The sequence below is a fragment of the Paenibacillus sp. BK033 genome (genome assembly GCF_004345425.1).
Lineage (GTDB): Bacteria > Bacillota > Bacilli > Paenibacillales > Paenibacillaceae > Pristimantibacillus.
On the sequence record NZ_SLVP01000001.1, the window covers coordinates 360,587 to 381,166 of the forward strand.

Annotated in this window: 25 protein-coding genes; 23 read left to right on the forward strand and 2 right to left on the reverse strand. The window is 51.7% G+C overall.

Annotated elements, in window-relative coordinates:
• Nucleotides 1–2: 2 nt before the first annotated feature.
• The 17 genes from EV294_RS01660 to EV294_RS01730 all read left to right on the forward strand — a co-directional run bounded on the left by EV294_RS01660 (nucleotide 3) and on the right by EV294_RS01730 (nucleotide 8,508).
• Nucleotides 3–872 carry a replication protein gene (locus EV294_RS01660; RefSeq protein ID WP_132303289.1) on the forward strand — a complete coding sequence of 290 codons (870 nt, stop codon included), beginning with the start codon at nucleotides 3–5 and terminating at the stop codon, nucleotides 870–872.
• Nucleotides 841–1,137, forward strand: a complete 297-nt coding sequence (locus EV294_RS01665; RefSeq protein WP_132303290.1) for a hypothetical protein — start codon at nucleotides 841–843, stop codon at nucleotides 1,135–1,137. The genes EV294_RS01660 and EV294_RS01665 overlap by 32 nt, the downstream gene beginning before the upstream one ends.
• The gene (locus EV294_RS30175) at nucleotides 1,134–1,301 is read left to right on the forward strand and encodes a hypothetical protein (RefSeq protein ID WP_165930552.1); all 168 of its coding nucleotides are present in this window, start codon (nucleotides 1,134–1,136) and stop codon (nucleotides 1,299–1,301) included. Before EV294_RS01665 ends, EV294_RS30175 begins: the two co-directional genes overlap by 4 nt.
• A complete protein-coding gene (locus tag EV294_RS01670; RefSeq protein ID WP_132303291.1) occupies nucleotides 1,298–2,578 on the forward strand; it encodes a replicative DNA helicase in 1,281 nt (426 codons plus the stop codon). The genes EV294_RS30175 and EV294_RS01670 overlap by 4 nt, the downstream gene beginning before the upstream one ends.
• Nucleotides 2,578–2,763 carry a hypothetical protein gene (locus EV294_RS01675; protein ID WP_132303292.1) on the forward strand — a complete coding sequence of 62 codons (186 nt, stop codon included), beginning with the start codon at nucleotides 2,578–2,580 and terminating at the stop codon, nucleotides 2,761–2,763. Before EV294_RS01670 ends, EV294_RS01675 begins: the two co-directional genes overlap by 1 nt.
• A 3-nt stretch (nucleotides 2,764–2,766) precedes the next feature.
• Nucleotides 2,767–3,000 (forward strand): hypothetical protein, encoded by a 234-nt coding sequence (locus EV294_RS01680; RefSeq protein ID WP_132303293.1) that lies wholly within the window; start codon nucleotides 2,767–2,769, stop codon nucleotides 2,998–3,000.
• Nucleotides 2,997–3,335 carry a hypothetical protein gene (locus EV294_RS01685; RefSeq protein WP_132303294.1) on the forward strand — a complete coding sequence of 113 codons (339 nt, stop codon included), beginning with the start codon at nucleotides 2,997–2,999 and terminating at the stop codon, nucleotides 3,333–3,335. The genes EV294_RS01680 and EV294_RS01685 overlap by 4 nt, the downstream gene beginning before the upstream one ends.
• Nucleotides 3,325–4,812: a DNA cytosine methyltransferase gene (locus EV294_RS01690; RefSeq protein ID WP_132303295.1), complete on the forward strand. Its 1,488-nt coding sequence runs from the start codon at nucleotides 3,325–3,327 to the stop codon at nucleotides 4,810–4,812. The genes EV294_RS01685 and EV294_RS01690 overlap by 11 nt, the downstream gene beginning before the upstream one ends.
• Complete coding sequence (locus EV294_RS01695; RefSeq protein WP_132303296.1) at nucleotides 4,800–5,312, forward strand: hypothetical protein; 513 nt, start codon at nucleotides 4,800–4,802, stop codon at nucleotides 5,310–5,312. The genes EV294_RS01690 and EV294_RS01695 overlap by 13 nt, the downstream gene beginning before the upstream one ends.
• A gap of 10 nt (nucleotides 5,313–5,322) precedes the next feature.
• The gene (locus EV294_RS30180) at nucleotides 5,323–5,490 is read left to right on the forward strand and encodes a hypothetical protein (protein WP_165930553.1); all 168 of its coding nucleotides are present in this window, start codon (nucleotides 5,323–5,325) and stop codon (nucleotides 5,488–5,490) included.
• On the forward strand, nucleotides 5,487–6,170 hold the full coding sequence (locus EV294_RS01700; protein WP_132303297.1) for a sigma-70 family RNA polymerase sigma factor: 684 nt from the start codon (nucleotides 5,487–5,489) through the stop codon (nucleotides 6,168–6,170). The genes EV294_RS30180 and EV294_RS01700 overlap by 4 nt, the downstream gene beginning before the upstream one ends.
• Complete coding sequence (locus EV294_RS01705) at nucleotides 6,163–6,372, forward strand: hypothetical protein (protein ID WP_132303298.1); 210 nt, start codon at nucleotides 6,163–6,165, stop codon at nucleotides 6,370–6,372. Before EV294_RS01700 ends, EV294_RS01705 begins: the two co-directional genes overlap by 8 nt.
• Before the next feature lie 27 nt (nucleotides 6,373–6,399).
• Nucleotides 6,400–6,813 (forward strand): hypothetical protein, encoded by a 414-nt coding sequence (locus EV294_RS01710; protein ID WP_132303299.1) that lies wholly within the window; start codon nucleotides 6,400–6,402, stop codon nucleotides 6,811–6,813.
• Nucleotides 6,814–6,959: 146 nt separating this feature from the next.
• Nucleotides 6,960–7,154: a DUF3797 domain-containing protein gene (locus tag EV294_RS01715; protein WP_207918081.1), complete on the forward strand. Its 195-nt coding sequence runs from the start codon at nucleotides 6,960–6,962 to the stop codon at nucleotides 7,152–7,154.
• A gap of 27 nt (nucleotides 7,155–7,181) precedes the next feature.
• Nucleotides 7,182–7,775, forward strand: a complete 594-nt coding sequence (locus EV294_RS01720; RefSeq protein WP_132303300.1) for a hypothetical protein — start codon at nucleotides 7,182–7,184, stop codon at nucleotides 7,773–7,775.
• Nucleotides 7,776–7,800: 25 nt separating this feature from the next.
• A complete protein-coding gene (locus EV294_RS01725) occupies nucleotides 7,801–8,265 on the forward strand; it encodes an ArpU family phage packaging/lysis transcriptional regulator (protein WP_132303301.1) in 465 nt (154 codons plus the stop codon).
• Between the two features lie 51 nt (nucleotides 8,266–8,316).
• Nucleotides 8,317–8,508, forward strand: a complete 192-nt coding sequence (locus tag EV294_RS01730) for a helix-turn-helix domain-containing protein (protein WP_132303302.1) — start codon at nucleotides 8,317–8,319, stop codon at nucleotides 8,506–8,508.
• A 15-nt stretch (nucleotides 8,509–8,523) separates the two neighbouring features.
• On the opposite strand, the gene EV294_RS01735 is transcribed toward EV294_RS01730, so the two are convergent.
• Nucleotides 8,524–9,714 carry a tyrosine-type recombinase/integrase gene (locus tag EV294_RS01735; protein ID WP_132303303.1) on the reverse strand — a complete coding sequence of 397 codons (1,191 nt, stop codon included), beginning with the start codon at nucleotides 9,712–9,714 and terminating at the stop codon, nucleotides 8,524–8,526.
• A gap of 305 nt (nucleotides 9,715–10,019) precedes the next feature.
• Nucleotides 10,020–11,648, reverse strand: a complete 1,629-nt coding sequence (locus EV294_RS01740) for a catalase (RefSeq protein ID WP_207918082.1) — start codon at nucleotides 11,646–11,648, stop codon at nucleotides 10,020–10,022.
• 191 nt (nucleotides 11,649–11,839) lie between these two features.
• Here EV294_RS01740 and EV294_RS01745 point away from each other — a divergent pair, with 191 nt between their 5' ends.
• The 6 genes from EV294_RS01745 to EV294_RS01770 all read left to right on the forward strand — a co-directional run bounded on the left by EV294_RS01745 (nucleotide 11,840) and on the right by EV294_RS01770 (nucleotide 20,541).
• On the forward strand, nucleotides 11,840–13,456 hold the full coding sequence (locus EV294_RS01745; RefSeq protein ID WP_132303304.1) for a response regulator transcription factor: 1,617 nt from the start codon (nucleotides 11,840–11,842) through the stop codon (nucleotides 13,454–13,456).
• The gene (locus EV294_RS01750) at nucleotides 13,453–15,228 is read left to right on the forward strand and encodes a sensor histidine kinase (RefSeq protein WP_132303305.1); all 1,776 of its coding nucleotides are present in this window, start codon (nucleotides 13,453–13,455) and stop codon (nucleotides 15,226–15,228) included. Before EV294_RS01745 ends, EV294_RS01750 begins: the two co-directional genes overlap by 4 nt.
• A 119-nt stretch (nucleotides 15,229–15,347) precedes the next feature.
• On the forward strand, nucleotides 15,348–16,802 hold the full coding sequence (locus EV294_RS01755) for an ABC transporter substrate-binding protein (protein ID WP_132303306.1): 1,455 nt from the start codon (nucleotides 15,348–15,350) through the stop codon (nucleotides 16,800–16,802).
• Between the two features lie 91 nt (nucleotides 16,803–16,893).
• Nucleotides 16,894–17,841, forward strand: a complete 948-nt coding sequence (locus EV294_RS01760) for a carbohydrate ABC transporter permease (protein WP_116393834.1) — start codon at nucleotides 16,894–16,896, stop codon at nucleotides 17,839–17,841.
• Entirely contained in the window at nucleotides 17,838–18,668 is an 831-nt protein-coding gene (locus tag EV294_RS01765; RefSeq protein ID WP_132303307.1) for a carbohydrate ABC transporter permease, read from the forward strand. The genes EV294_RS01760 and EV294_RS01765 overlap by 4 nt, the downstream gene beginning before the upstream one ends.
• Nucleotides 18,669–18,702: 34 nt before the next feature.
• Nucleotides 18,703–20,541 carry a glycoside hydrolase family 127 protein gene (locus EV294_RS01770; RefSeq protein ID WP_132303308.1) on the forward strand — a complete coding sequence of 613 codons (1,839 nt, stop codon included), beginning with the start codon at nucleotides 18,703–18,705 and terminating at the stop codon, nucleotides 20,539–20,541.
• Nucleotides 20,542–20,580 lie beyond the last annotated feature (39 nt).

Genomic DNA, 20,580 nt, shown 5'->3' on the forward strand with positions numbered 1-20,580 from the left:
CAATGGCAACGCCGCAGAAGGAGAACGGCTTCACGCCGGTGGCGAATGAGCTGTTGGACGAGATCTGCCGCTACAAATTTAACGCTTCACAGCTTCGGATCATCTTGAAAGTATGGCGGTTGACCTACGGATATAGCCGGAAGGAACACGATTTCAGTGTTACTTTTCTGCATGAGACAACCGGCCTGTCGGAGGTCACCGTTAAAAAGGAACTGAAGTCGTTGATCGAAGCCAGGGTCCTCAAGGTGACCAAGGAAGCTACCTACAATGCAGCTCGAAAGCTTTCCTTCAATAAAAATTATGAAGAATGGGAGGTCGCGGGGATGGCTTCTAAAGACGACCCAGAGGTATACGATCATACCCCTCTACAACCAAGTTCAGAGGTATACGATTGTATCCCTCTAGAGGTATCCGATCATATACCTCAAGTAATTACTCAGGGGTATACGATCGTACCCCCAAATAAAGAAATATCTTTAAAGAAAGTATTTAAAGAAAATGTAACGTTCGATGATTTCTACTCTTCATACCCAAGAAAGATATCTAAACAAGCAGCATTAAAAGCCTGGACCAAATTGTCCAAGGAGAAAGACTTCGATCCTAACGCAATCATCACTAATACGATCAATTTCGCAAAGACATGCGAGCTGCTTAATACGGAAGCGAGATACATTCCTCACCCTTCCACCTTTTTAAACCAAAAGAGGTATGAGGACTACCCAACAGTGGATCCGGAAGGGTTAGCTAAAACATCCGGTAACAAGTTCGATTCCAACCTAGATTTCTTCAAAAACCAATTAGGGGGTGGCGGCGCTGACCAGGGATCAAGTTTTACTGCTCTTGGCGAAGGCAACCGCAGCCTACCCGAATAAAGCACCTGACTTCAGACGCAATCCTCAAATTCTTGAATTGTGGGTGGAGCGCCTGGCAAGCGTAGATGCGGCCGCAGGGCTGGCGAATCTCAACCGGCACATCGACACAAGCAATTTCTTCCCGGATATAGCGGATATCGTCCGGCATGATCCGCAAATCAAACTGCTTCAGCAAGAGACGGAAGACCGGTTTCTTCTCAAGGCTCAATGGGAACAAGCAGCAACGAGCATGCCATTACATTTAAAGCGAGGTGTCGGAGATTGAGTGAACCTAATTCTATTCATGAATGCGAAGAGCAAGAAGAATATCAAGTGATTTCTTGGGATTACTGCGGTGGATGGGAAATGAAAGGCGGAATTGCTCCAAGTTGGTTCAACATTAAGTTCTGCCCATTCTGTGGAGTGAAGCTGGATGGTGAGCAGGCATGAGCTACGAAGCTGAAGCAGCCGTCCTTGGTGCCCTAATCAAACAACCGGACCTTATGGATGACTGCTACCTCCGACCTGAGGAATTCATCGCAGATGATCGGCATGCACTTATCCTTGAAACCCTTCAGTACTGTTATGAAATCGAGGGCACGGTAGACCTCGTTATGCTGGTCCAGCGAGCTGGCTCCAATGTCATGAAAATCGGCGGCATGTCTTATCTCAGCGAACTTGCAGCTTCAGTCCCAACGGCCAACAACTTTATGAGCTATCAATACATCGTGAGAGAGACATTTATCAACAGACAAGCATCCGCCTCCTTTGCGAGTTATGCCGGATCTGAAAGGATTGATTTGAGTAAAGCTGCTGCCAAGATCGAGGAGCTTCAGGAGATGCAGAAGCGTCCGGGCAGTAGCGGCGGTCTCAAGAAAATGGGCGGCGTACTGAACGGTCATGAGGAAGTTATCGAAGAACGGCAGAAGAAGCGCGGTATGACCGGCGCTCGAACCATAAGCAAGAAGCTCGACGCGATAACAGGTGGGCATCAACGTCAAGAGCTTGAGATCGTCGCAGCGCGGCCTTCGGTTGGCAAGACGGCTTACATGAATGGCGATGCACTTCAGACAGCTAAGGACGGCTATGCAGCAGCCATCTTCTCTGGAGAAATGCCAGAATTGCAGGTGACGGAGCGGATGATCTGCACCATGGCTAACATTGATCACTCGAAACTCCGCAGCGGCTCCTTCGACGATGATGACTGGCTCAAATATTCATTTGCACGGGACGAGCTTGACCAGCTGCCAATCTTCATCGACGACGAGCCCGGGATGACTATCCAGCATATCCGTCGCGAGGTTAAGAAGCTCGTTAAGGAGCAGCCGAACCTGGTCGTATACATCGACTATATCCAGCTGATCAGCGGTGGGCGGAAGTTTAAGGATAAGCGCGAAGAGGTCGAGTATGTCTCGAAATCCCTCAAGCTGCTGGCCCGCGAATGCGACATTACAATCGTTGCTCTCGCCCAGCTCAGCCGGGGAGTCGAGCAGCGGCAGGACAAGCGCCCAATGCTTTCCGACATCAAGGAGGCGGGTGGTATCGAACAGGACGCGGACATCATTACGTTCCTACACCGCGAAGACTACTACGACAAGAACACCGAGAAGAAGAACATCATCGAGCTTATCATCGCTAAGGGCCGGAACGTCGGCACTTTCACCATAGAAATGGCTTTCCTCAAGCAATATGGCAAGTTCGTTGACCTGGAACGGAGTGCTGCCTGATGGCTAAGGCGATACCTGACCAAGTCAACAACGATGAGGAATACAACGAGTTACTGAAACGAATCACTGACGCAGCTGTCGTGATCGGTGATCCCCTGATCGACCCGGAGAAGCGTGAAAAGCTGATGTGGTTCTATGACAAGATGTGCCATGTGGCACGTGAATATAGGAAAAGTGAGGTGTAAGGAATGAACAATTTATCTCCTCGGCCGCTGTGTAAGTATCCCGGCTGCAAGCTTCGCTCTCATACTACTTTTGCCCTTGTACCGCTTTGTAACGAACATAACGAGTTGATCCGCAAGGAAACGGTTCTCTACTACACCAAGAAGCAAAACACCAAGCTGGCTGAGACACGGCCGGAATATCGCAAGATTGAAATGCTGATCCCGTGGAGCCAGGCGCGGATGGGTAAACGGGAATGAAGCGGCCGGACCCGATCTTTCAGGAAGTGCCGCAAGAGATCATTAAAGGCGATAACGGAGAAGTGCTTGCCGAGGTCTTCACGCTTCCGAAAAGACAAACGGACAAAATCTTACGGCCGGTAACGATCAGGCGGATGAACGAAGCAGAATTGAATCGAGCTATCACGGACCTCGAGAAGCGCGGATATGAGCTGATCAATCAAGGGAAGACAAGCATTGACCGCATGGAGCTCAAATATAGGCAGTCGTCGAGGCACCCGTATAAGTACGCCGGCAAAACGCATGACGTTCAATGCTGGGCTGTTTTGAAAAAGGTGAACCCCGATGATCAGTAACCATTATGGCTATGGTCTTCGAAACGACGAAAAGCCCTATGCACATAAAATTCTTCCGGGGAGCAATTGGAAATGCTTGCCCATTGATGAGCAAAAAGCCTTCATGAAAGGTGCATTCGGCAGCGGCGGAGGGCAGACAGGGTTTTTAAAACGGATGAGATGGGAAGAGCCTGCACTTTCAATAATTGCGAGTATCATGGGGAAAGCAAATTGTCAGCTCCACCCCGGAATAAACGAAAAGGAGGATGCTGGAATGTTATACGACGCAACGCCGCAGCAGCCGAGCAACGGCTTTACCGCCGCAGAGCTGTTCGCTGGCGGCGGGCTAATGGCTGTAGGTTTGAAAACAGCTGGATACAACCTTGTATGGGCGAATGACTTTGAGAAAAAGCAATGTGAAGCCTACCGTCATAACATCGGTGATCACATTGTACATGGCGACATCACGAAGATCAAAGCTAGAGACATCCCAAACACGGACATCATTGCAGGAGGCCCTCCGTGCCAAGATTACAGTGTAGCTGGACAAGGTGCCGGGGAAAAGGGCAGCCGGGGACGGTTGGTATTCCGTTACCTAGCAATCATCAAGGTGAAGCAACCGAAAGCATTCGTATTCGAGAATGTAAAAGGGCTGATAGGCAAGAACCACAAGAAGACATTCGAAAAACTGCTGCGGAGATTTAAACGGATCGGATACAACGTTTCATATCGAGTTGTGATGGCTTGGGATTACGGAGTTGCACAAAAGCGTGAGCGTGTGTTTATCGTTGGTATCCGAAAAGACCTTAAATTTGAATTCCAGTTTCCCGAACCAATGGACGGAGATTACAGGACGCAAGTGCTGCGGGATGCTATTGGGGATCTGCCTGAGCCTAATGACGGGACAAACGCACATATTCAGACACAAGCAACAACGGTCAAGGAAAATCAAAACCTGTCGTTCCAGCGTTCATATACGGCGGACTGGGGTAAGCCAGGGTGGACTGTTAACTGCTCGAGATTGGATCATGCAGAAATCCATCCAGGACCAGAAAATCATGATCCTGAGGTATCACTGCCGAAATACATCCAGAACGTAGTTGATGGCAAGACGACAACAAACTATGGAACTGGAATTCCAGTTAATGACGGATCGGTGCCGGCTAAAACGCTAATAGCACAATACCGCGCCAAATGTCCGAATGAAGTGACGAGCGTTAATCACTATAGACCGCGTCGATTCACAGTTCGGGAATGCCTGCGGATCCAATCTGTCCCAGACTGGTACTGTTTTCCGGAGACGATCAGCTTGAGCAAAATGTATGAAATAGTCGGCAATGGGGTCGCTTCCCGGGTCGCTTGGTACTTAGGAAAAGCACTCGCAGAACAATTGCGCGACGCTTTGGAAAAGCGATCAAAGCAGCAGTCATCCACGGTGTTCCCTGTCGCTTTCAAAATTAAACCGAAAGTGGTGGAACAAATAGCATGCGATTTGTAGGAATTGACCCATCATCAAAAACAGGATTTGTGGCACTGGATGAAGCCGGAGAGGTGCTGCGCCGGAAAGAACTGACCGGAGTCGGCAGCGTGGATCCCAAAAGAATTGTCACACTGGTTGACGAAATCATAACCCATTTGCATACGGATGACATCATTTGCTTGGAAGGCTACTCGTTCGGTTCGCAAGGCAAAGGAGTGAGCTTCCAGTACGAGCTTGGCGGGATGATCCGAGAATGGCTATACCGCATGAAATTTGAATATACGATTATCACTCCATCGCAGCTCAAGAAGTTCGCAACCGGCAAGGGCAACACGCCGAAGGATGCGATGGCGGTTCCGATCTATAAACGTTGGGGATTCGAAAGCAGCAGCAACAACGTGGTTGATGCCTACGTGTTGGCTCAAATGGCAAGAGCGATTAAACAAAGCGACTGCGGGCAGCTGGCTCTCGATCTACCTACCTTCCAGCTTGAAGTGCTGCAGGCTATCGCAGGATAGGGAGGCCACTATGAACTGGAGAAAAGCAACGAAGCAGCAGCTCCGGGAGATTGCCTTCAACGACGATAGAGCCTCAATGACGGACAAGGCTGCGGCGGAGGCGGAACTGATGCGCCGGCAGAACAAGCGGTTGGCCAAACTGGGCAGGGTTTCCGAAAGGAGGTTGTTCGCCAAATGAGACTTACGGAAGATCGTCATTATCTGGTTACAGAGAACATGGGGCTTGTCAGCAAGTATGCAAACAAAATGGCAATGGCAAACCGTGACGCAGCTCTTGATTATGAAGACTTCTTTTCTGCTGGTTGCATGGGGTTGATTCACGCAGCAGCTAGGTTTGATACTACCAGCGAATTGCAGTTCTCAACATATGCTACGCGCTGCATCATCGGTCAGATTAAACGTCATAAGAACAAAGTGTCACAGATATATGTACCAGTGCTCGTGAAGGAAACGGCAGCTGCGATTACAAAGGATGGCCTTGATATTGACGGAACTTCAATTAAGGACATGGCCGCCCGTTACGGAGTCACGATTAAGCGAATCAAGGACGCGCTCCACTTCATTGATAGCAATGTTTATTCAGCCGATGCTCCTATAACATTCGATGATGAAACAACCTTGCTAGATACGCTTGGAACTCCGGACATTGATCCTACAGTGCCTCTTGTTGAAGAGTTCATTGAGACACTGAAACCTAGAGAACAGCAGATTGTCAAAGGCTTGTTAGACGACATGACGATGCGAGAAATCGGAGTTTATCTCGGCGTTAGCTTTCAACGGATCGGGGCACAGATTAAGGATATCCGCATGAAATGGCTGGATTATGAACGAAAAAGCAACGAGGTGTCCTATGGATGAAATGAAGAAGAATCCGGTGCTTAGCGCTATCCTGGAACGTTTTATCGGGCAGCAGGCCAAGGGGCTGGAGAAATACGGCGAACTGGTTAACTTGGACAGCTACAGCCTGATTGAATGGATCGAGCATGCGCAGCAAGAGATCACAGATCAGCTCATTTACCTCGAATGCATTAAACAGAAGCTTATCGGCAGCGGCCAATAATCTCAAATATAAAGGAGCAATTATCCCATGCAAATTACTGTTAAAGCTCATTTCAATAAGCAAACGAAGGACAGCAAAAAGGAAGGTCTTCAATTCTACCTGAAAGGTGAAGACGAAAAGCGCCCGGAGCTGAACCAGATGACGCGTTCGGTGGTCCTCCTCTCGATCTCCGGTGTTGATGTCGAACTGACGGCCGAGTTCAAGAAGACGTCAAAGGACTCCAAGAAGACGGTCCTCGACTTCGAGGTTAAGGGCGATGCGTCGGCAGCTCAAACGTTCGAGTTCTATAAGATGGCCGGCGCTGACGTTGAACTTGCGATCAAGGAGTCGCAGATGAGCCTTGAGGAATTCCACGCCGAACCGCGTGAAGGTGTCCGGGGCAAGATCGATAAGGACGGCACGGTGACCGTAGATCCAAATCAGTCTGAGTTGCCTTTATGAAGAACTGGAACTGGGGCTTAATTGGAGCCGTCATTTTCTCTGTCGCCTGCTGGGTAGCAGCGTTCTGGTTTAGTTTTAAAGTTTAATCGAGTTGCCCCGGTTCATCCGGATCGGGGCTTTAGTATCTGAATGAATAGGTGGTATGCATGGTGAAGCTAACCAAGGTTTTGGAGTTAAGCGCAAAGTATGCGGAATGCCGTTTATGCGGTAGCGATAAAATCGGCAATGGTGCAGGGAAGTTGATTGCCGATGATGGTGAGTACCCGAATAAGTTCCACCGTAGTTGTAAATGTGGCTGGTCAGTAACGACTGACGAGAACGGAAAAGAAGAAACAAAATGAATATTGAGATACAAGGAGGTTGGGGAATTGAAAACACCTGAAATTACGAACCACTTTAAAGAACGATGGATGACGCGGGTGAGGAGGTTGAATTCTGCATCCCGTAAGGACATCGACCAGATTAATACGGAAATAACGATAGAGATAGCAAATGCGTTTGAGCAGTCCCAACTCATTGTACAAGACGCTTTAACCGATACGGTTACTTCAAAAACGAACTACTACCTGTACCAAGATATTATCATGGTTACCGACGTCAATATTAAGAGGCTCATTACTTGTTATCGCATCTCATTGCCTTTCCCTGAACCGATTGTCAAAAACATTATCGATACAACCATGAGCAGGATCGGTGAATTGCGACAAAACATTCACGACCGCCATACGGATCTTATTCCACAATGGCAATTGACAAACAGCATTATGACGGAAAAAGAACGGGAAATTGAAGAACTACAGTCCAATATCGACCGGATTAAAGATGAACTTGCAGCCATTCGGAAAGAGGATAGCGAGTCGCGGGCGGTGTCAGATCGTATGTATGATGAAATCAAGGAATATGCTCGCATTCTATGCAATTCAATGGCGTTGAAGCAAGATATCATCGATGGCATTTGTTAAAAACCTGGAGCACACGAGGTGATTTATGCAACAACAATACTTCGAATTGCCGGAGCTGGACCGGAGAAGGACGCAAGCCGCTGTTGAAGCAGCTCTGGAGAAATATCGGATCTTCAAGACGATCACCTTCGACGAACGCGAGGCCAGCACGACGGCAGGATACAGCGACATGCCTCGTAGCTACACCGGTACAACGAGCGATCAAACAGCAAGCATCGCAATGCACAATGTGGACGTTCCGGCAGCGCGGCGGGCATACTGTGAACGGATCGAGCGCGCAGTAAGGCGGCTGCACCCGAAGGAACGACTGCTCATCGAAGAACGATACATGAAAGAGGATTACGTTTACGATTGGAAGGTTTACAACCAGAGTTTTAACCCGCCGATCAGCAAGGGAACATACATCAAAATCCGATGGAAGGCATTCTATAAGCTTGCTCTAACTCTTGACCTGGCTGTTGAAAAAACGGACGAGGGTGGCGAAGATTAGACAACATGGGGACAAGGTAAGAGAGAATACAATAGAGTGAGGTGAGGGGAAATGGACGTTTACAAGGAAGGATATGAGCCGGAGACACTGGAGGTAGCTGACATCCGGCGCATTCTAGGAATTGGGTTGAATCAAGCATATAAGCTTGTAAACTCGGGGGAATTTAGGGTTATCAAGATCGGGCGAAAGATCATCATACCAAAGGAATCATTCTATAAATGGTTTAACGGACAAGAGCAGTAATTGCTCTTGTTTTTTTTATTTCTCGTCTTCTTCCTCGTAACCAAAACCGATAGTACGGTCCAACGATAAGACAGCTTGCTCTTGGCCTGTAGGAAGCAGGTGGGAATAGGTGTTCAGTGTCGTTGTTACCGTCGAATGACCCAGTCGCTCAGAGACAACACGGATATCCTCGCGCTCATTAAGCATGATGCTGGCGCTCTGGTGACGAAGATCGTGGAAAGTTATCCAAGGCTCATGCGCTGGCTTGAATTTATTGCAGAGCGTATACCAGGTATCCAGTACTTTGGTGGCGTGAGCCGGCGTTCCCCTTCGGGTGCAGACAACGAGGTCGTTCTCCTCATATTGCTTACCCAGATTACGCTTTTCCACACCGATAATATCCCGATGTTCGAGCAGGAAGGCAGCCGTTAATGGCGATATACTTATGACCCGGTTACTCTTTTGGGTCTTAACCTTCTTCATCTCACCAGTGTTTTTACGAAGGCTGCGGCGGATCGTGATTGTTCTCTTGTCGAAGTCAATATCAGACCATTTGAGGCCAAGTATCTCGCCTTGACGCATCCCGGTCATTACAGCAAGGAAGTAGGCGATCCAGTAGCGAGTGGAGCCCTTGCTATTTGATAGGACATGTTTGACAGAGTCATTACTCCAGATCTGCCGTTCCTTCTTCTCCACGCGCGGCCGTTCATTCTTTGGTATCTTTGTTGTGGGGTTCTTATCAAGTATCTCTAAGGTGACGGCGTCATTGAGTGAAGCCTGAATCGTTACGAAGATCCGCTTGACCGTTTCATCACTGAGGCCACCGCCTCGGATGCTCCCTTCTGTCCGGAGATACTTTAAGAACTTCTGAATATCTAAGGGTCCAAGCTTAGAAAGCTCCATGGTTCCGATTCGCTCTTTAATGTGGGTATTGTAATATGACATGTAAAGCTCCTGAGTAGATTCCTCGATGTTGCTCCGGCCCGACAGCCACTCCAGAAAATACTCGCCAAAGGTCATCTTCGCGGGGTCTATGTAAGAGCCACGATTCATATCGACCATTACCTCGTCACGCGCCTTCTTCGCTTCAGTACGCGTCCGGAAGCCGCGCCTCGTTACTCGCTTACCATTAACCATGACCTGAAACCAGTATGGCTTGCCGTTCTTAGCGTCCTCGTTGACGTAGATGCCGTCTTTAGTTTTGCTGCCTTCCTTCATTTTAGCCATAATAACAGCCCCTTCTGGATTTGCATCAAATTTGCATCAGATAACTATACTGTGCATGAAAAGCCCTTATATATCAAGGATTATTTCATTATAGTATAATACCCTTCAAGTTTGTCACCCCTCCTTGCTCGGGTTTTTATGGTTTAACAAGGTTAAGGGATACAGTCAACTTATTGTATGAAATGGCTATAGCAATGGTGCTGTATGCAGGGAAAATGGGCGCTTATAATAAAAGAGGGCTGTCCCGGACGTCAATCGGCTTGACGCGGGGGCAGCCCTTGTTTATTTAATGTTTCCGTGAAGGCTTAGTATCCATCCGTTTTGTGTCCAAGCTCCTCGGCGATTTCCATCCCCTCGCGGGCTGGGAAGGTGCCTTCGTGTCCCGGCTTCCTAGCGGAGGACTTCTTGATGGCTTCCGCCACGAGACGGCCGTATTCCGGATCCGCCTTCGTCAAATTGGACAGCATCTTGTCCTGAATGACGGGCGCGCAGGTTGACAAGGCATCGCCCAGATTATGAATGAGCTCGTCGCGCTCCCACTGCTCCAGCTTGCGGAACGTATCGCCAGCCTGTGCGAAATCGTTGGTCCGGTCAATCGTCTGCCGGACGAGATTCGCGTCATAATGCGGCTCATGCGGCATACCGGAAGCTTTGGCCTCCGAAAGTCCGTTCAGACTCGAGGGCTCGTAGTTCACATGCGGATTTTGCCCCGGAGCGACATCGACATAAAAGGCCATTTGACCGTCGCGCTGATTGGTTGCGGCGCGTTTCTTCGGCGCGTTGATCGGCAGCTGCAGGTAGTTCGCGCCTACGCGGTAACGCTGGGTATCGGAGTAGGACAAAGTGCGGCCTTGCAGCATTTTATCGTCCGAGAAGTCCAGCCCGTCCACCAATACGCCCGTTCCGAATGCCGCCTGCTCCACCTCGGCGAAATAATTTTCAGGGTTTTTATTAAGCACCATCTTGCCTACCGGCACCATCGGGAACTGCTCTTCCGGCCACAGCTTCGTATCGTCGAGCGGATCGAAGTCAAGCTCCGGATGCTCGCCGTCCGCCATAATCTGCACCTTCAGCTCCCAGGCCGGGTAATCTCCACGCTCAATCGCCTCGTACAGATCCTGCGTCGCATGATTGAAGTTCTTCGCCTGAATTTGCTCGGCTTCGGCTTGAGTCAGGTTTTTGACGCCTTGCTGCGGATCCCAGTGATATTTGACCAATACCGCTTCGCCCTTCGCATTTACCCATTTGTATGTATTGACGCCGGAGCCCTGCATCTGGCGGTAGTTCGCCGGGATTCCCCAAGGGGAGAACAGGAATGTGATCATATGGGTCGCTTCCGGCGAATTCGAGACAAAGTCGAAGAAGCGCTCCATCGACTGCAGGTTCGTTACCGGATCCGGCTTGAAGGCATGAACCATGTCCGGGAATTTCATCGCATCGCGGATGAAGAAGATCTTCAGGTTGTTGCCCACCAGATCCCAATTGCCGTCCTCCGTGTAAAATTTGGTCGCAAAGCCGCGCGGGTCGCGGAGCGTCTCCGGCGAATGCCCGCCGTGGATAACGCTTGAGAAGCGGACGAAGACAGGCGTTTTTTTGCCTTTTTCCTGGAAAAGCTTCGCTCTCGTATAGTTGCCGATCGGTTCGTTGCCGAACGTGCCGTAAGCTTCGAAGTAGCCGTGTGCGCCTGCTCCGCGGGCGTGTACAACCCGTTCAGGAACGCGTTCGCGGTCGAAATGGGTGATTTTTTCGATAAAATGGTAATTTTCAAGGGTAGCGGGACCGCGGTTGCCAACCGTTCTCGTGTTCTGATTGTCGGATACCGGATGGCCTTGTCTGGTCGTAAGCGTCAGACCGGATTCGCCTGCCGCTTTGCGGTTATCGGCTGCACCGCCCGCGGCTGCCGCATGAGTGCCGTTTGTATCATTTGCAGACATTATTGACTTTCCTCCATTTCCAATTTCACGTCGATTTTACCTCATACTCCAATACTATTCCTCATTCCGAAAGAGTTTATGAAAAGCAATTGGAATATAGTTGAAGCCTTATCCCCCTATTCAAGCGTCATGGCGCGTAGTACTGTATTAGAAAACAGCCTGCTTATCAGAAGGTGGAAAGGACTAGTCCCATGAACATATTGATCGTCGACGACGAACCGCGGCATTTGCGAGGAATGGCCGGCATGATTCAAATGATGCGCCCGGGCGCCAAGGTGAAAACGGCCAAGGACGGAGAAGCCGCCCTTGCCCTGGTTAGGGAAGAACAGCCCGATGTCGTGCTTAGCGATATACAAATGCCGAAGCTTGACGGGCTTGCGTTCCTGCAGCGGCTGAAGGAAGAGGAGCTGCAGACCAAGGTAGTGATGGTATCGGCTTATAATTTGTTCGAGTATGCCCAAAGAGCGATCCGCCACGGCGCTTACGACTATCTGCTCAAGCCCGTTGACATGGACAAGGTGGAGGTTTTGCTGCAGCGGCTCGACCGGCAGCTTGCGGAAGAAGAGCGGGAGCGAGGCGAATCGGCCGAAATGAAGCAAAAGCTTGAGCTGGCATCCTCCGCCTACAGGAGCCGGCTCCTTCACCAATGGCTGAACGGCGAGCTTTCCCCGGGCGAACCGGTTGACCTTGAAGAGTGGCCTTTGCTTGCTCAAATGAACACTCTCGTATTGACGGAAATCCGCACTGAAGGAGAAGCTTTTCCCGTGCAGGAGCTGGTCGAACAGCTTAAGCAGCGGGTATCCGCCTATGGCGAGGCTTGCGTGTTCCCTCTGCAGACGGTATCGCAGCACAGCATTCGTCTGGTGACCGTCTTGAAGCGGGAGAGCAAGCCAGCAGAGGGGATAGAGGAGCTGCGCTCCAGCCTGATGAGGCAGACGGAGATATGGCGAGCTTGCGGCATGGTATCCCATGGCATTGCGGCTCTGCGGGAAGAGCATAGGGTGAAACCTGCCGAGACCTATATCTCGAGCCTGTACCGACAGGCGGAAGAAGCATTGGAATATGCTTTCCACGAGGTCTGGGAGGGTGTCGTGACCTTTGAGCCTGACGCTGGACTGGGCAATACGAGCGCTGTTTTCCAGCTCGATGGCGAGCAACTGTTCGAAGCGCTGCAGGAGCAGTCCTTCGCAAGGGCCGAGGCGATGTGCCGGGATGCCTTTGCCGAGCTGGCCTCGCAGGGCCGCACGGAGCCGAAGCTGATGAAAAACTATGCGTCCCTGACGCTAATGAAGCTTAAGAGCAGGACCTCCGGCATCATCGACCAGCAGGTTGGAAGCGCTCTCGCGGATACCGCTTCCACAGCCATTCCGTCTTGTATCAGCAGCGGTATGCTGATGGAGCTGATGCTTGGCAGGCTGGCCGAGGTGCACAAATCGCTGACGGAGCGGAAGCAGGGCAGCGGCGAGCTGGCGGTGGAGCAATGCCTGAATTGGATTCAGGGGCATTACGCGGAGGATCTGACGCTCGAGATGGCAGCGGAGCAATTTCACTTCAATCCCTCCTATTTCAGTACCTTGATGAAGAGCCGCACCGGACGCTCGTTCTCCGATCATTTGACGGAGGCCCGTATGAGGGCGGCGAAGGAGCTGCTCGCCGGCGGCCGGTTCAAAATCTACGAAATCGCGGAGCAATGCGGCTACCGGGATACGAAATATTTCACCCGGATTTTTAAGCGGCAAGTTGGCTTGTCGCCGGAAGCCTACAAGCATACGCTGCGTCCGCAGACGGGGAGAGGGGATAGATCATGACGTTTCGATTAAGGCTGCTGCTCAGCTATCTGACGCTTATCGCATTGCCTCTGCTTGTGCTGAGCACGCTGTTTTACAATTCAAGCTTAAAGGTCGTTACCGAGCAGGCGCAAAACAATGTTTACGATGTCGTGATGAAAAATAACGACGTGATCGACACCAAGCTGGGGATCGTCGATCAGAATAGCAGGTCCTTGTTCGTGGACAAGGACCTGTTCCAGATTTTCAATAATCTGAACCCGGCGAAAGAAGAAGAGCTTGTCGCAGCCGACCGGCAGGTTACCGCCATCTTAAGCAAATATTTCTCCCAGAATGCGGATGTCTATTCCGCGCAGCTATGGACCTCGTATTACACCTTCGGAAGCACCATGCTAATGCCGCTCGGTAATCCGGTACTGTCCGCGATTTACAAAGAAGCGGTTAAGGCAGGGGGCAAGATGGTCTGGTACCCGACCTATGATTTCATCAAGATGTACGATCAGCCGTGGCTGCAAGACGGGACGATCGATTACCGTTACTTGTTCTCCGCAACCCGATTGCTTAACTTCTCTCACATGGAGGACAGCACGCTGGTCAAGCTGAAGCCTGAAGTCGAGCGCCCGGTGCTCACGATCAGCTTCAAGTCGACGGTGATGGACGAGCTGTTCGAGCGGAGTATCCCGGCGGGCTCCTCCTACATGGTGCTTGACCCCGACAATATCGTCGTGGCTTCAAGCGACCAGTCCCAGGTAACGAAGCGTTTCGACGAATACTGGATCAATAGTTTCCGCGAGCAGGGCAGCGGGAGCGAGCGGATCAAGCTGAACGGGCATAACCAGATCGTAAGCTTCGCCCGTTCGGAAGTAACCGGCTGGATGTCGATTGTCATTACGCCGCAATCCGCGCTCGTAAGCTCCTTGGTACCGGTGCTCCGGACATCGACCATAGTGAGCGCCATCGCCTTAAGCGTTGTAGCTCTAGTGTTTGCTTATTTCATCATTAGCCGAATTACGGTTCCGATCAAAAAGCTGATGAGCGCGATGCGTTCGGTAGGTGAAGGGGATTTCGAAGCCCGCGTTGACGTGGACCGCAAGGACGAATTTGGCCTCCTGTCCCAGCGCTTTAACCGGATGAACGACCGAATCGCCATGCTCGTGAAAGAAAATTACGAGATCAAGCTGAAGGAGAAGGAAGCGGAGATTCAGGCGCTTAACATGCAGATGAATCCTCATTTCCTGTATAACACGCTGAATATCATGAACTGGACGGCTCTCGAAAACCGTCAGACGGAGCTGAGCAAGATGCTGGTCTGCTTGTCCAATATGCTGCATTATACGTCCCGGAAAGATTGGGAAGCCGTTCATCTGTCGGAGGAGCTGGAATGGATGCGCAACTACTTCTTTATCATGTCCGCCAGGTTCGAAGGCAAGTTTACGGTTGCTTACGAGATCGAGCCGGCGCTCTACGAGATCAAGCTGCCAAGACTTCTTTTCCAGCCTTTTGTGGAAAATGCCATTCTGCACGGATTCAGCGGCGTGGAAGAAGGCGGGCAAATCACGATCCGGGGCTGGATCGACGAGGACGGCCGTTATTTCGAGGTGCGCGATAACGGACGGGGGATCAGCAAGGAGGGGATCGACGCGATATTGTACAAGGAATCCGCTTCTGTCGGAATCAAAAATACGATTTCGCGGATCCGGATGGCCTACGGCGACGAATACGGCATCCGCATTCATTCCGCTCCGGGCAAGGGGACAAGCATCGTCATCCATCTGCCGGGCAAGACCCAATAAAAGTCCACCATTCTAGAAATGCTCGGGTTTTGTAAGCGTTATCCATCATCTACAATAAAAGCAATCATAGACTGCAGCTATGAGCCATGAGGATGAAATGAGAGAGGGGCTCGAAAAAAATGATTATGAATCGATGGAAATACACTTCCGCATTTATGGTTACGGTTCTGTCGGCCGTGCTGGTCATGTCCGGCTGCACCAAGTCCGATAGTTCCGGCAATGGCAATTCTTCATCCGGCAATAACGCAAGCAGCTCGGCAAATACGGCCAGTTCCGGCACCGATTCCGGCACGGCTGGCAGCGGCGAAAAAATTACACTGAAGCTGACCGGATGGGGCGCGCCGGCTGAGGTAGCGGCGTACAAATCCGCCATTGCCAATTTCGAGAAGGCTCATCCGAACGTAAAAGTCGAATTTCAGGCCATCAGCAGCGGTGATTACGATACGAAGCTGACGACAATGGTAGCCGGCAACGACGAGCCGGATGTCGCGATGATGGAATCCGCCACCATTGCTTTCCCGCTTGCGGAAGAAGGCAAGTTCCTGAACCTGCAGGACTTCCTTGCGAAGGATCAGCAGATTACACTCGATTCGATTGTTCCGAATATTACGTATTCCCAAGCGCCGGGCAACATTATCGGCATCGGTCCTGGTCCCGAGACATTCGGACTGTTCTATAACGAAGACGTATTCAAGGATGCCGGCATCGAACCGCCTCCTTCCGACGCTTCCAAAGCGTGGACCTGGGATCAATTCGTCGACGTTGCCAAGAAGCTGACGCTCGACAACAAGGGACGCAATGCGGCGGACCCGAATTTCGACCCTAAAAATATTAAGCAATTCGGCATCAACCTGCCGACCTGGTGGGGCGCTTACAGTAACTTTATCTACTCCAACGGCGGCGACTTCCTGTCGGCCGACGGCAAAACCTTTGCCCTTAATCAACCGGAAGCCGTAGAAGTGTTTCAGAAGATGGCCGACCTGATCAACGTGTATCATGTTGCTCCATCCCCGCTTCAGTCGAAGAATATCCCTGGAACTAACGTAGCGCTTCAGACGAAGAAGGTTGCGATGGCCATTGACGGACAATGGGCTTCGTCGTCGCTTGCGGAATCCAAGTTCAACTATAACGTAGGCGTTCTGCCGGTTATGAAAGAGCCGGTAACAACCGTAGTAGCCGGCATGTTCTCCATCTTCAAATCGACCAAGCATCCGCAGGAAGCTTGGGAGCTGCTCAAGGCGCTGCTTGATCCGGAAGCTTCGCTCGACATGCTGACCAACGGAACCTGGATGCCTGCTCCGAAAGACTGGTACACCGACAGCGAGAAGCTGGACAAGTGGACAAAAGATCTGGCAGCCCGCCCATCCGGCTATAACGGCGCGATCATTGACATGCTTCTGAACCACAGCCATGCAACGCCAACGGCTTACGTGAAAAACTTCAATAAAATCATGGATGTCGTTAACCCTGCTTTGGATAAAGTGTGGCTGGGCAAACAATCCGCCCAGGAAGCGCTTGATTCCATTGCCGCGAAGGCACAGCAGCAAGTACAAGGCCGGCGCGACGTCGAGTAAGCTGTCCGCAGACCGCGGATAACAGGAGAGGGCAGCGGTTCGGGAATTCGATGAATCGCTGTCCTCTGCCATAGACAGGGAGGGTTACGGCATGGAGATTTCGGCAAACACGGGCAAGTCCGTCAAGACGGTTGCCAGAAAGAGCAGCAAAAGGGAGCGCAAGGCCCTGTTCTACGGCTTGCTCTTTACAGCGCCGGCGATACTCGGCTTCATCATCTATACGTTAGGGCCGATGATTGCCAGCTTATATTTGAGCTTAACGGATTACAACGTTTTTAAAGACACGACCAGCTTTATCGGTCTGGACAACTATGTCAAGCTGTTCAGCGGCGAAGACGATTTGTTCTACAAGTCGCTTGGCACAACCTTTTATTTCGTTATTCTCCGCGTGCCGGCGGTTATCATTATCTCTTTCTTTTTGGCTATTCTGCTAAATATGAACGTGAAGGGCCGGGCGATTTTCCGGACGATTATCTACCTGCCGAGCATTGTTCCGGCGGTTGCCGCTTCGATGATCTGGCTGTGGCTTATGAACCCGGATCTGGGCCTGCTGAATATGGCGCTCGATTGGCTTCATCTGCCAACAAGCAACTGGCTGTTCGGAGAGGGCAGCGTTATCCCGTCCATCGTGCTCACGACGTTATGGGGGATTGGCGGTACGGTTATCATTTTCCTTGCCGGCCTGTCGGGCATACCGAAATCCTACTATGAAGCGATTGACGTTGACGGCGGCGGATGGTACAGCAAGCTGCGCCACATCACGGTACCGATGCTGACGCCTACGATCTTCTTCAATACGATTATGACGATTATCGGCTCCTTCCAGGTGTTCAGCGAAGCGTACATTCTGACCCAAGGCGGACCCAACAACAAAAGCTTGTTCTTCGTCTTCTATCTGTGGCGTACCGCATTCCGCGATACGGAAATGGGCTATGCCTCCGCGCTGGCGTGGGTATTGTTCATCATTATTATGATCTTTACGGTGTTTGTCTTTAAGACCTCGAAATCCTGGGTGCATTATGAGGGGGAAAAACAATGAGAGAGTCCAGGCTGAAGCTTACCGCCGGGTTTACCTCCCTGCTGATCGTTTCCGCGATGTTTATCGTGCCGTTTCTGTGGCTGCTGCGCAGCTCGGTGATGGATTTGTCGCAAATTTTCATCATGCCGCCGCAATGGATACCGAAGCCCTTTCACTTTGAAAACTTCAAGGAAGCCTTGACTGTCGTGCCGTTTGGGGCCTTCTTCAAAAATACACTCATTATCGTAGCCGGGGTTCTGCTCGGAACGGTCGTCTCGAGCACCATTGCCGCATTTGGCTTCTCCCGCATCAAGTGGAAGGGACGCGACACGGTATTCGCCATCCTGATGTCCTCGATGATGCTGCCGGGAGCGGTAACGCTTATTCCAAGCTTTATCGGCTGGAAGGAGCTTGGCTTCTACGATACGTTCTACCCGCTGATCGTTCCCGCGTATTTCGGCGGCGGCATGTTCAATATCTTTCTGCTGCGCCAGTTCTACATGTCGATCCCGCAGGACTTCGACGAGGCGGCGCTTGTAGACGGAGCGAATTACTTCCAGATCTATTGGCGCATCCTGCTCCCGCTCAGCCGTTCGGCCGTTATCGTGGTTGCGCTCTTCACGTTCCTTGCTTCGTGGAATGATTTCATGGGCCCGCTCATCTATTTGAAGAGCGACAGCCGTTTTACGCTTGCGCTTGGCCTGCAGATGTTCCAGGGCAGCTATAACGCGCAATGGGATTTATTGATGGCCGCTTCAACGGCGGTGGTATTGCCTTGCGTGCTTGTCTTTTTGATCGGTCAAAGGTTCTTCCTGGAAGGCATTACGCTTACCGGATTGAAAGGCTAACCCAGCTTAACCAAACGAATAGGGAGGAAGCAACGTGACCGTTACGAACCAACGGATTAAAGGCTGGCGCGGAGTTCCGTTCTCGGAAGTGAAGATAAATGACGCTTTCTGGCGTCCGCGCCTTGAGACTCTCAAAAACGTAACGATGGGCGTCTGTCTGGACCAATGCGAGAAGACGGGGCGGATTGCGAACTTCGCCGTTGCCGGCGGATTGATGGAAGGCAAATTTGAGGGCATGTACTACAATGATTCCGATGTGTACAAGGTGCTCGAAGGCGCGGCGTACTCGCTTATGACCGACCGCGATCCCAAGCTGGAGGCGGAGATTGACCGGATCGCGGAGCTGATCGAAGCCGCTCAGGAGAGCGACGGTTATTTGTCCACTTACTACACCCTGGAAGCGCCGGAGCTTAAATGGACCGACATGGAAAAGCATGAAATGTACAATGGCGGCCATCTGATCGAAGCAGCCGTAGCCTACTATCAAGCGACAGGCAAGCGCAGGCTGCTGGATGTCGCCTGCCGCATGGCGGATCATTACGATTCGCTGTTCGGTCCGGGCAAGCGTCATTGGGCGGAAGGGCATGAAGAGATCGAGCTGGCGCTCGTGAAGCTGTACGGCGCGACGGGAGAGGACCGGTACTGGAAGCTTGCGCTGTGGCTTCTCGAGGAACGCGGCCACGGCCATGGCGTTGGCGCGATCTGGGACAAAGAAGACTGGGGACCGGCGTATTGCCAGGACGATGTGCCTGTAAGGGATATCCGGGAGGTAAAAGGGCATGCCGTACGGGCGATGTATCTCTATACGGCGATGGCCGACGTCGTACTGGCTTCCGGCGACCCCGCTTATATGGAAGCGCTCGACCGCGTATGGGCCCATACGGTTGAGCGGAATATGTACGTAACGGGCGGCATTGGCCCTTCCGTCCATAACGAAGGGTTTACGCACGATTACGACCTGCCGAACGAGTCGGCTTACTGCGAGACCTGCGCTGCGATTGCGATGGCCTTCTGGAATCACCGGATGAATCTGCTGCATGGCGACGGCAAGTATGCGGACCTTGTAGAACGGGAGATGTTTAACGGCGCGTTGTCCGGCATTTCGCTGTCCGGCGACCGGTTCTTCTATGTGAATCCGCTTGCTTCCAAGGGAGAGCATCACCGGGTGGAATGGTTCCATACCTCCTGCTGCCCGACCAACCTTGCGCGATTCCTGCCGTCGATCGGGCAATACGCGTATGCCGCTTCGGAAGACGGCATTTCGGTGAACCAGTATTTGAGCAGCGAGACCACCGTTCGGCTTGCCGGCGGCAGCGGCGTGAAGGTTGCCCAATCAACGGCTTATCCTTGGGATGGCCGGGTAGAGCTTTCCCTGACTCCGGAGCAAGCGGATGAGTTCGTTATACGTCTGCGCGTGCCGGGCTGGTGCAGAAGCTACCGGGTTTATGCGCAGGGCGAAGCGGTAACCGGTGCAGAGGCATTGGTAGAGAACGGATATGTAGTGCTTAAAAGGCATTGGCTGCCTGGCGATACGGTTGTGGTGGAGCTGGATATGCCGGTAACCGCGGTGCGTTCACGCGAAGAGGCGGAAGCTAATCGCGGAAGGCTCGCCTTCCAGCGCGGGCCGGTCGTGTATTGCATCGAGCAATCCGGCAATGAGGAGCTTGTCTACGACGAGTTCGCGTTTAAGGCGGCTGAGCCGTTTGCTGTCGAGTATGCCGGCGACCGGCTTGGCGGCGTAACGGTGCTGCGCGGCAGGACGGAGGATGGCCGTTCATGCGAGCTGATCCCGTATTATGCGTGGGATAACCGGGAAGCGGGCTTTATGCAGGTGTGGGTGCGCGAAGCCGAAGACCGCAGGCTGTACCGGTAACCTAAGCCAGGCTTTAAGGCGATAAGCAAGAGCTGTTTG

Bases quoted from the DNA above. Each gene is read 5' to 3' on its own strand.
- EV294_RS01660 (WP_132303289.1), top strand. From the start codon at position 3: ATGGCAACGCCGCAGAAGGAGAACGGCTTCACGCCGGTGGCGAATGAG.
- EV294_RS01670 (WP_132303291.1), top strand. From the start codon at position 1,298: ATGAGCTACGAAGCTGAAGCAGCCGTCCTTGGTGCCCTAATCAAACAA.
- EV294_RS01675 (WP_132303292.1), top strand. From the start codon at position 2,578: ATGGCTAAGGCGATACCTGACCAAGTCAACAACGATGAGGAATACAAC.
- EV294_RS01680 (WP_132303293.1), top strand. From the start codon at position 2,767: ATGAACAATTTATCTCCTCGGCCGCTGTGTAAGTATCCCGGCTGCAAG.
- EV294_RS01685 (WP_132303294.1), top strand. From the start codon at position 2,997: ATGAAGCGGCCGGACCCGATCTTTCAGGAAGTGCCGCAAGAGATCATT.
- EV294_RS01690 (WP_132303295.1), top strand. From the start codon at position 3,325: ATGATCAGTAACCATTATGGCTATGGTCTTCGAAACGACGAAAAGCCC.
- EV294_RS01695 (WP_132303296.1), top strand. From the start codon at position 4,800: ATGCGATTTGTAGGAATTGACCCATCATCAAAAACAGGATTTGTGGCA.
- EV294_RS30180 (WP_165930553.1), top strand. From the start codon at position 5,323: ATGAACTGGAGAAAAGCAACGAAGCAGCAGCTCCGGGAGATTGCCTTC.
- EV294_RS01700 (WP_132303297.1), top strand. From the start codon at position 5,487: ATGAGACTTACGGAAGATCGTCATTATCTGGTTACAGAGAACATGGGG.
- EV294_RS01705 (WP_132303298.1), top strand. From the start codon at position 6,163: ATGGATGAAATGAAGAAGAATCCGGTGCTTAGCGCTATCCTGGAACGT.
- EV294_RS01710 (WP_132303299.1), top strand. From the start codon at position 6,400: ATGCAAATTACTGTTAAAGCTCATTTCAATAAGCAAACGAAGGACAGC.
- EV294_RS01715 (WP_207918081.1), top strand. From the start codon at position 6,960: ATGGTGAAGCTAACCAAGGTTTTGGAGTTAAGCGCAAAGTATGCGGAA.
- EV294_RS01725 (WP_132303301.1), top strand. From the start codon at position 7,801: ATGCAACAACAATACTTCGAATTGCCGGAGCTGGACCGGAGAAGGACG.
- EV294_RS01730 (WP_132303302.1), top strand. From the start codon at position 8,317: ATGGACGTTTACAAGGAAGGATATGAGCCGGAGACACTGGAGGTAGCT.
- EV294_RS01735 (WP_132303303.1), bottom strand. From the start codon at position 9,714: ATGGCTAAAATGAAGGAAGGCAGCAAAACTAAAGACGGCATCTACGTC.
- EV294_RS01740 (WP_207918082.1), bottom strand. From the start codon at position 11,648: ATGTCTGCAAATGATACAAACGGCACTCATGCGGCAGCCGCGGGCGGT.
- EV294_RS01745 (WP_132303304.1), top strand. From the start codon at position 11,840: ATGAACATATTGATCGTCGACGACGAACCGCGGCATTTGCGAGGAATG.
- EV294_RS01750 (WP_132303305.1), top strand. From the start codon at position 13,453: ATGACGTTTCGATTAAGGCTGCTGCTCAGCTATCTGACGCTTATCGCA.
- EV294_RS01755 (WP_132303306.1), top strand. From the start codon at position 15,348: ATGATTATGAATCGATGGAAATACACTTCCGCATTTATGGTTACGGTT.
- EV294_RS01760 (WP_116393834.1), top strand. From the start codon at position 16,894: ATGGAGATTTCGGCAAACACGGGCAAGTCCGTCAAGACGGTTGCCAGA.
- EV294_RS01765 (WP_132303307.1), top strand. From the start codon at position 17,838: ATGAGAGAGTCCAGGCTGAAGCTTACCGCCGGGTTTACCTCCCTGCTG.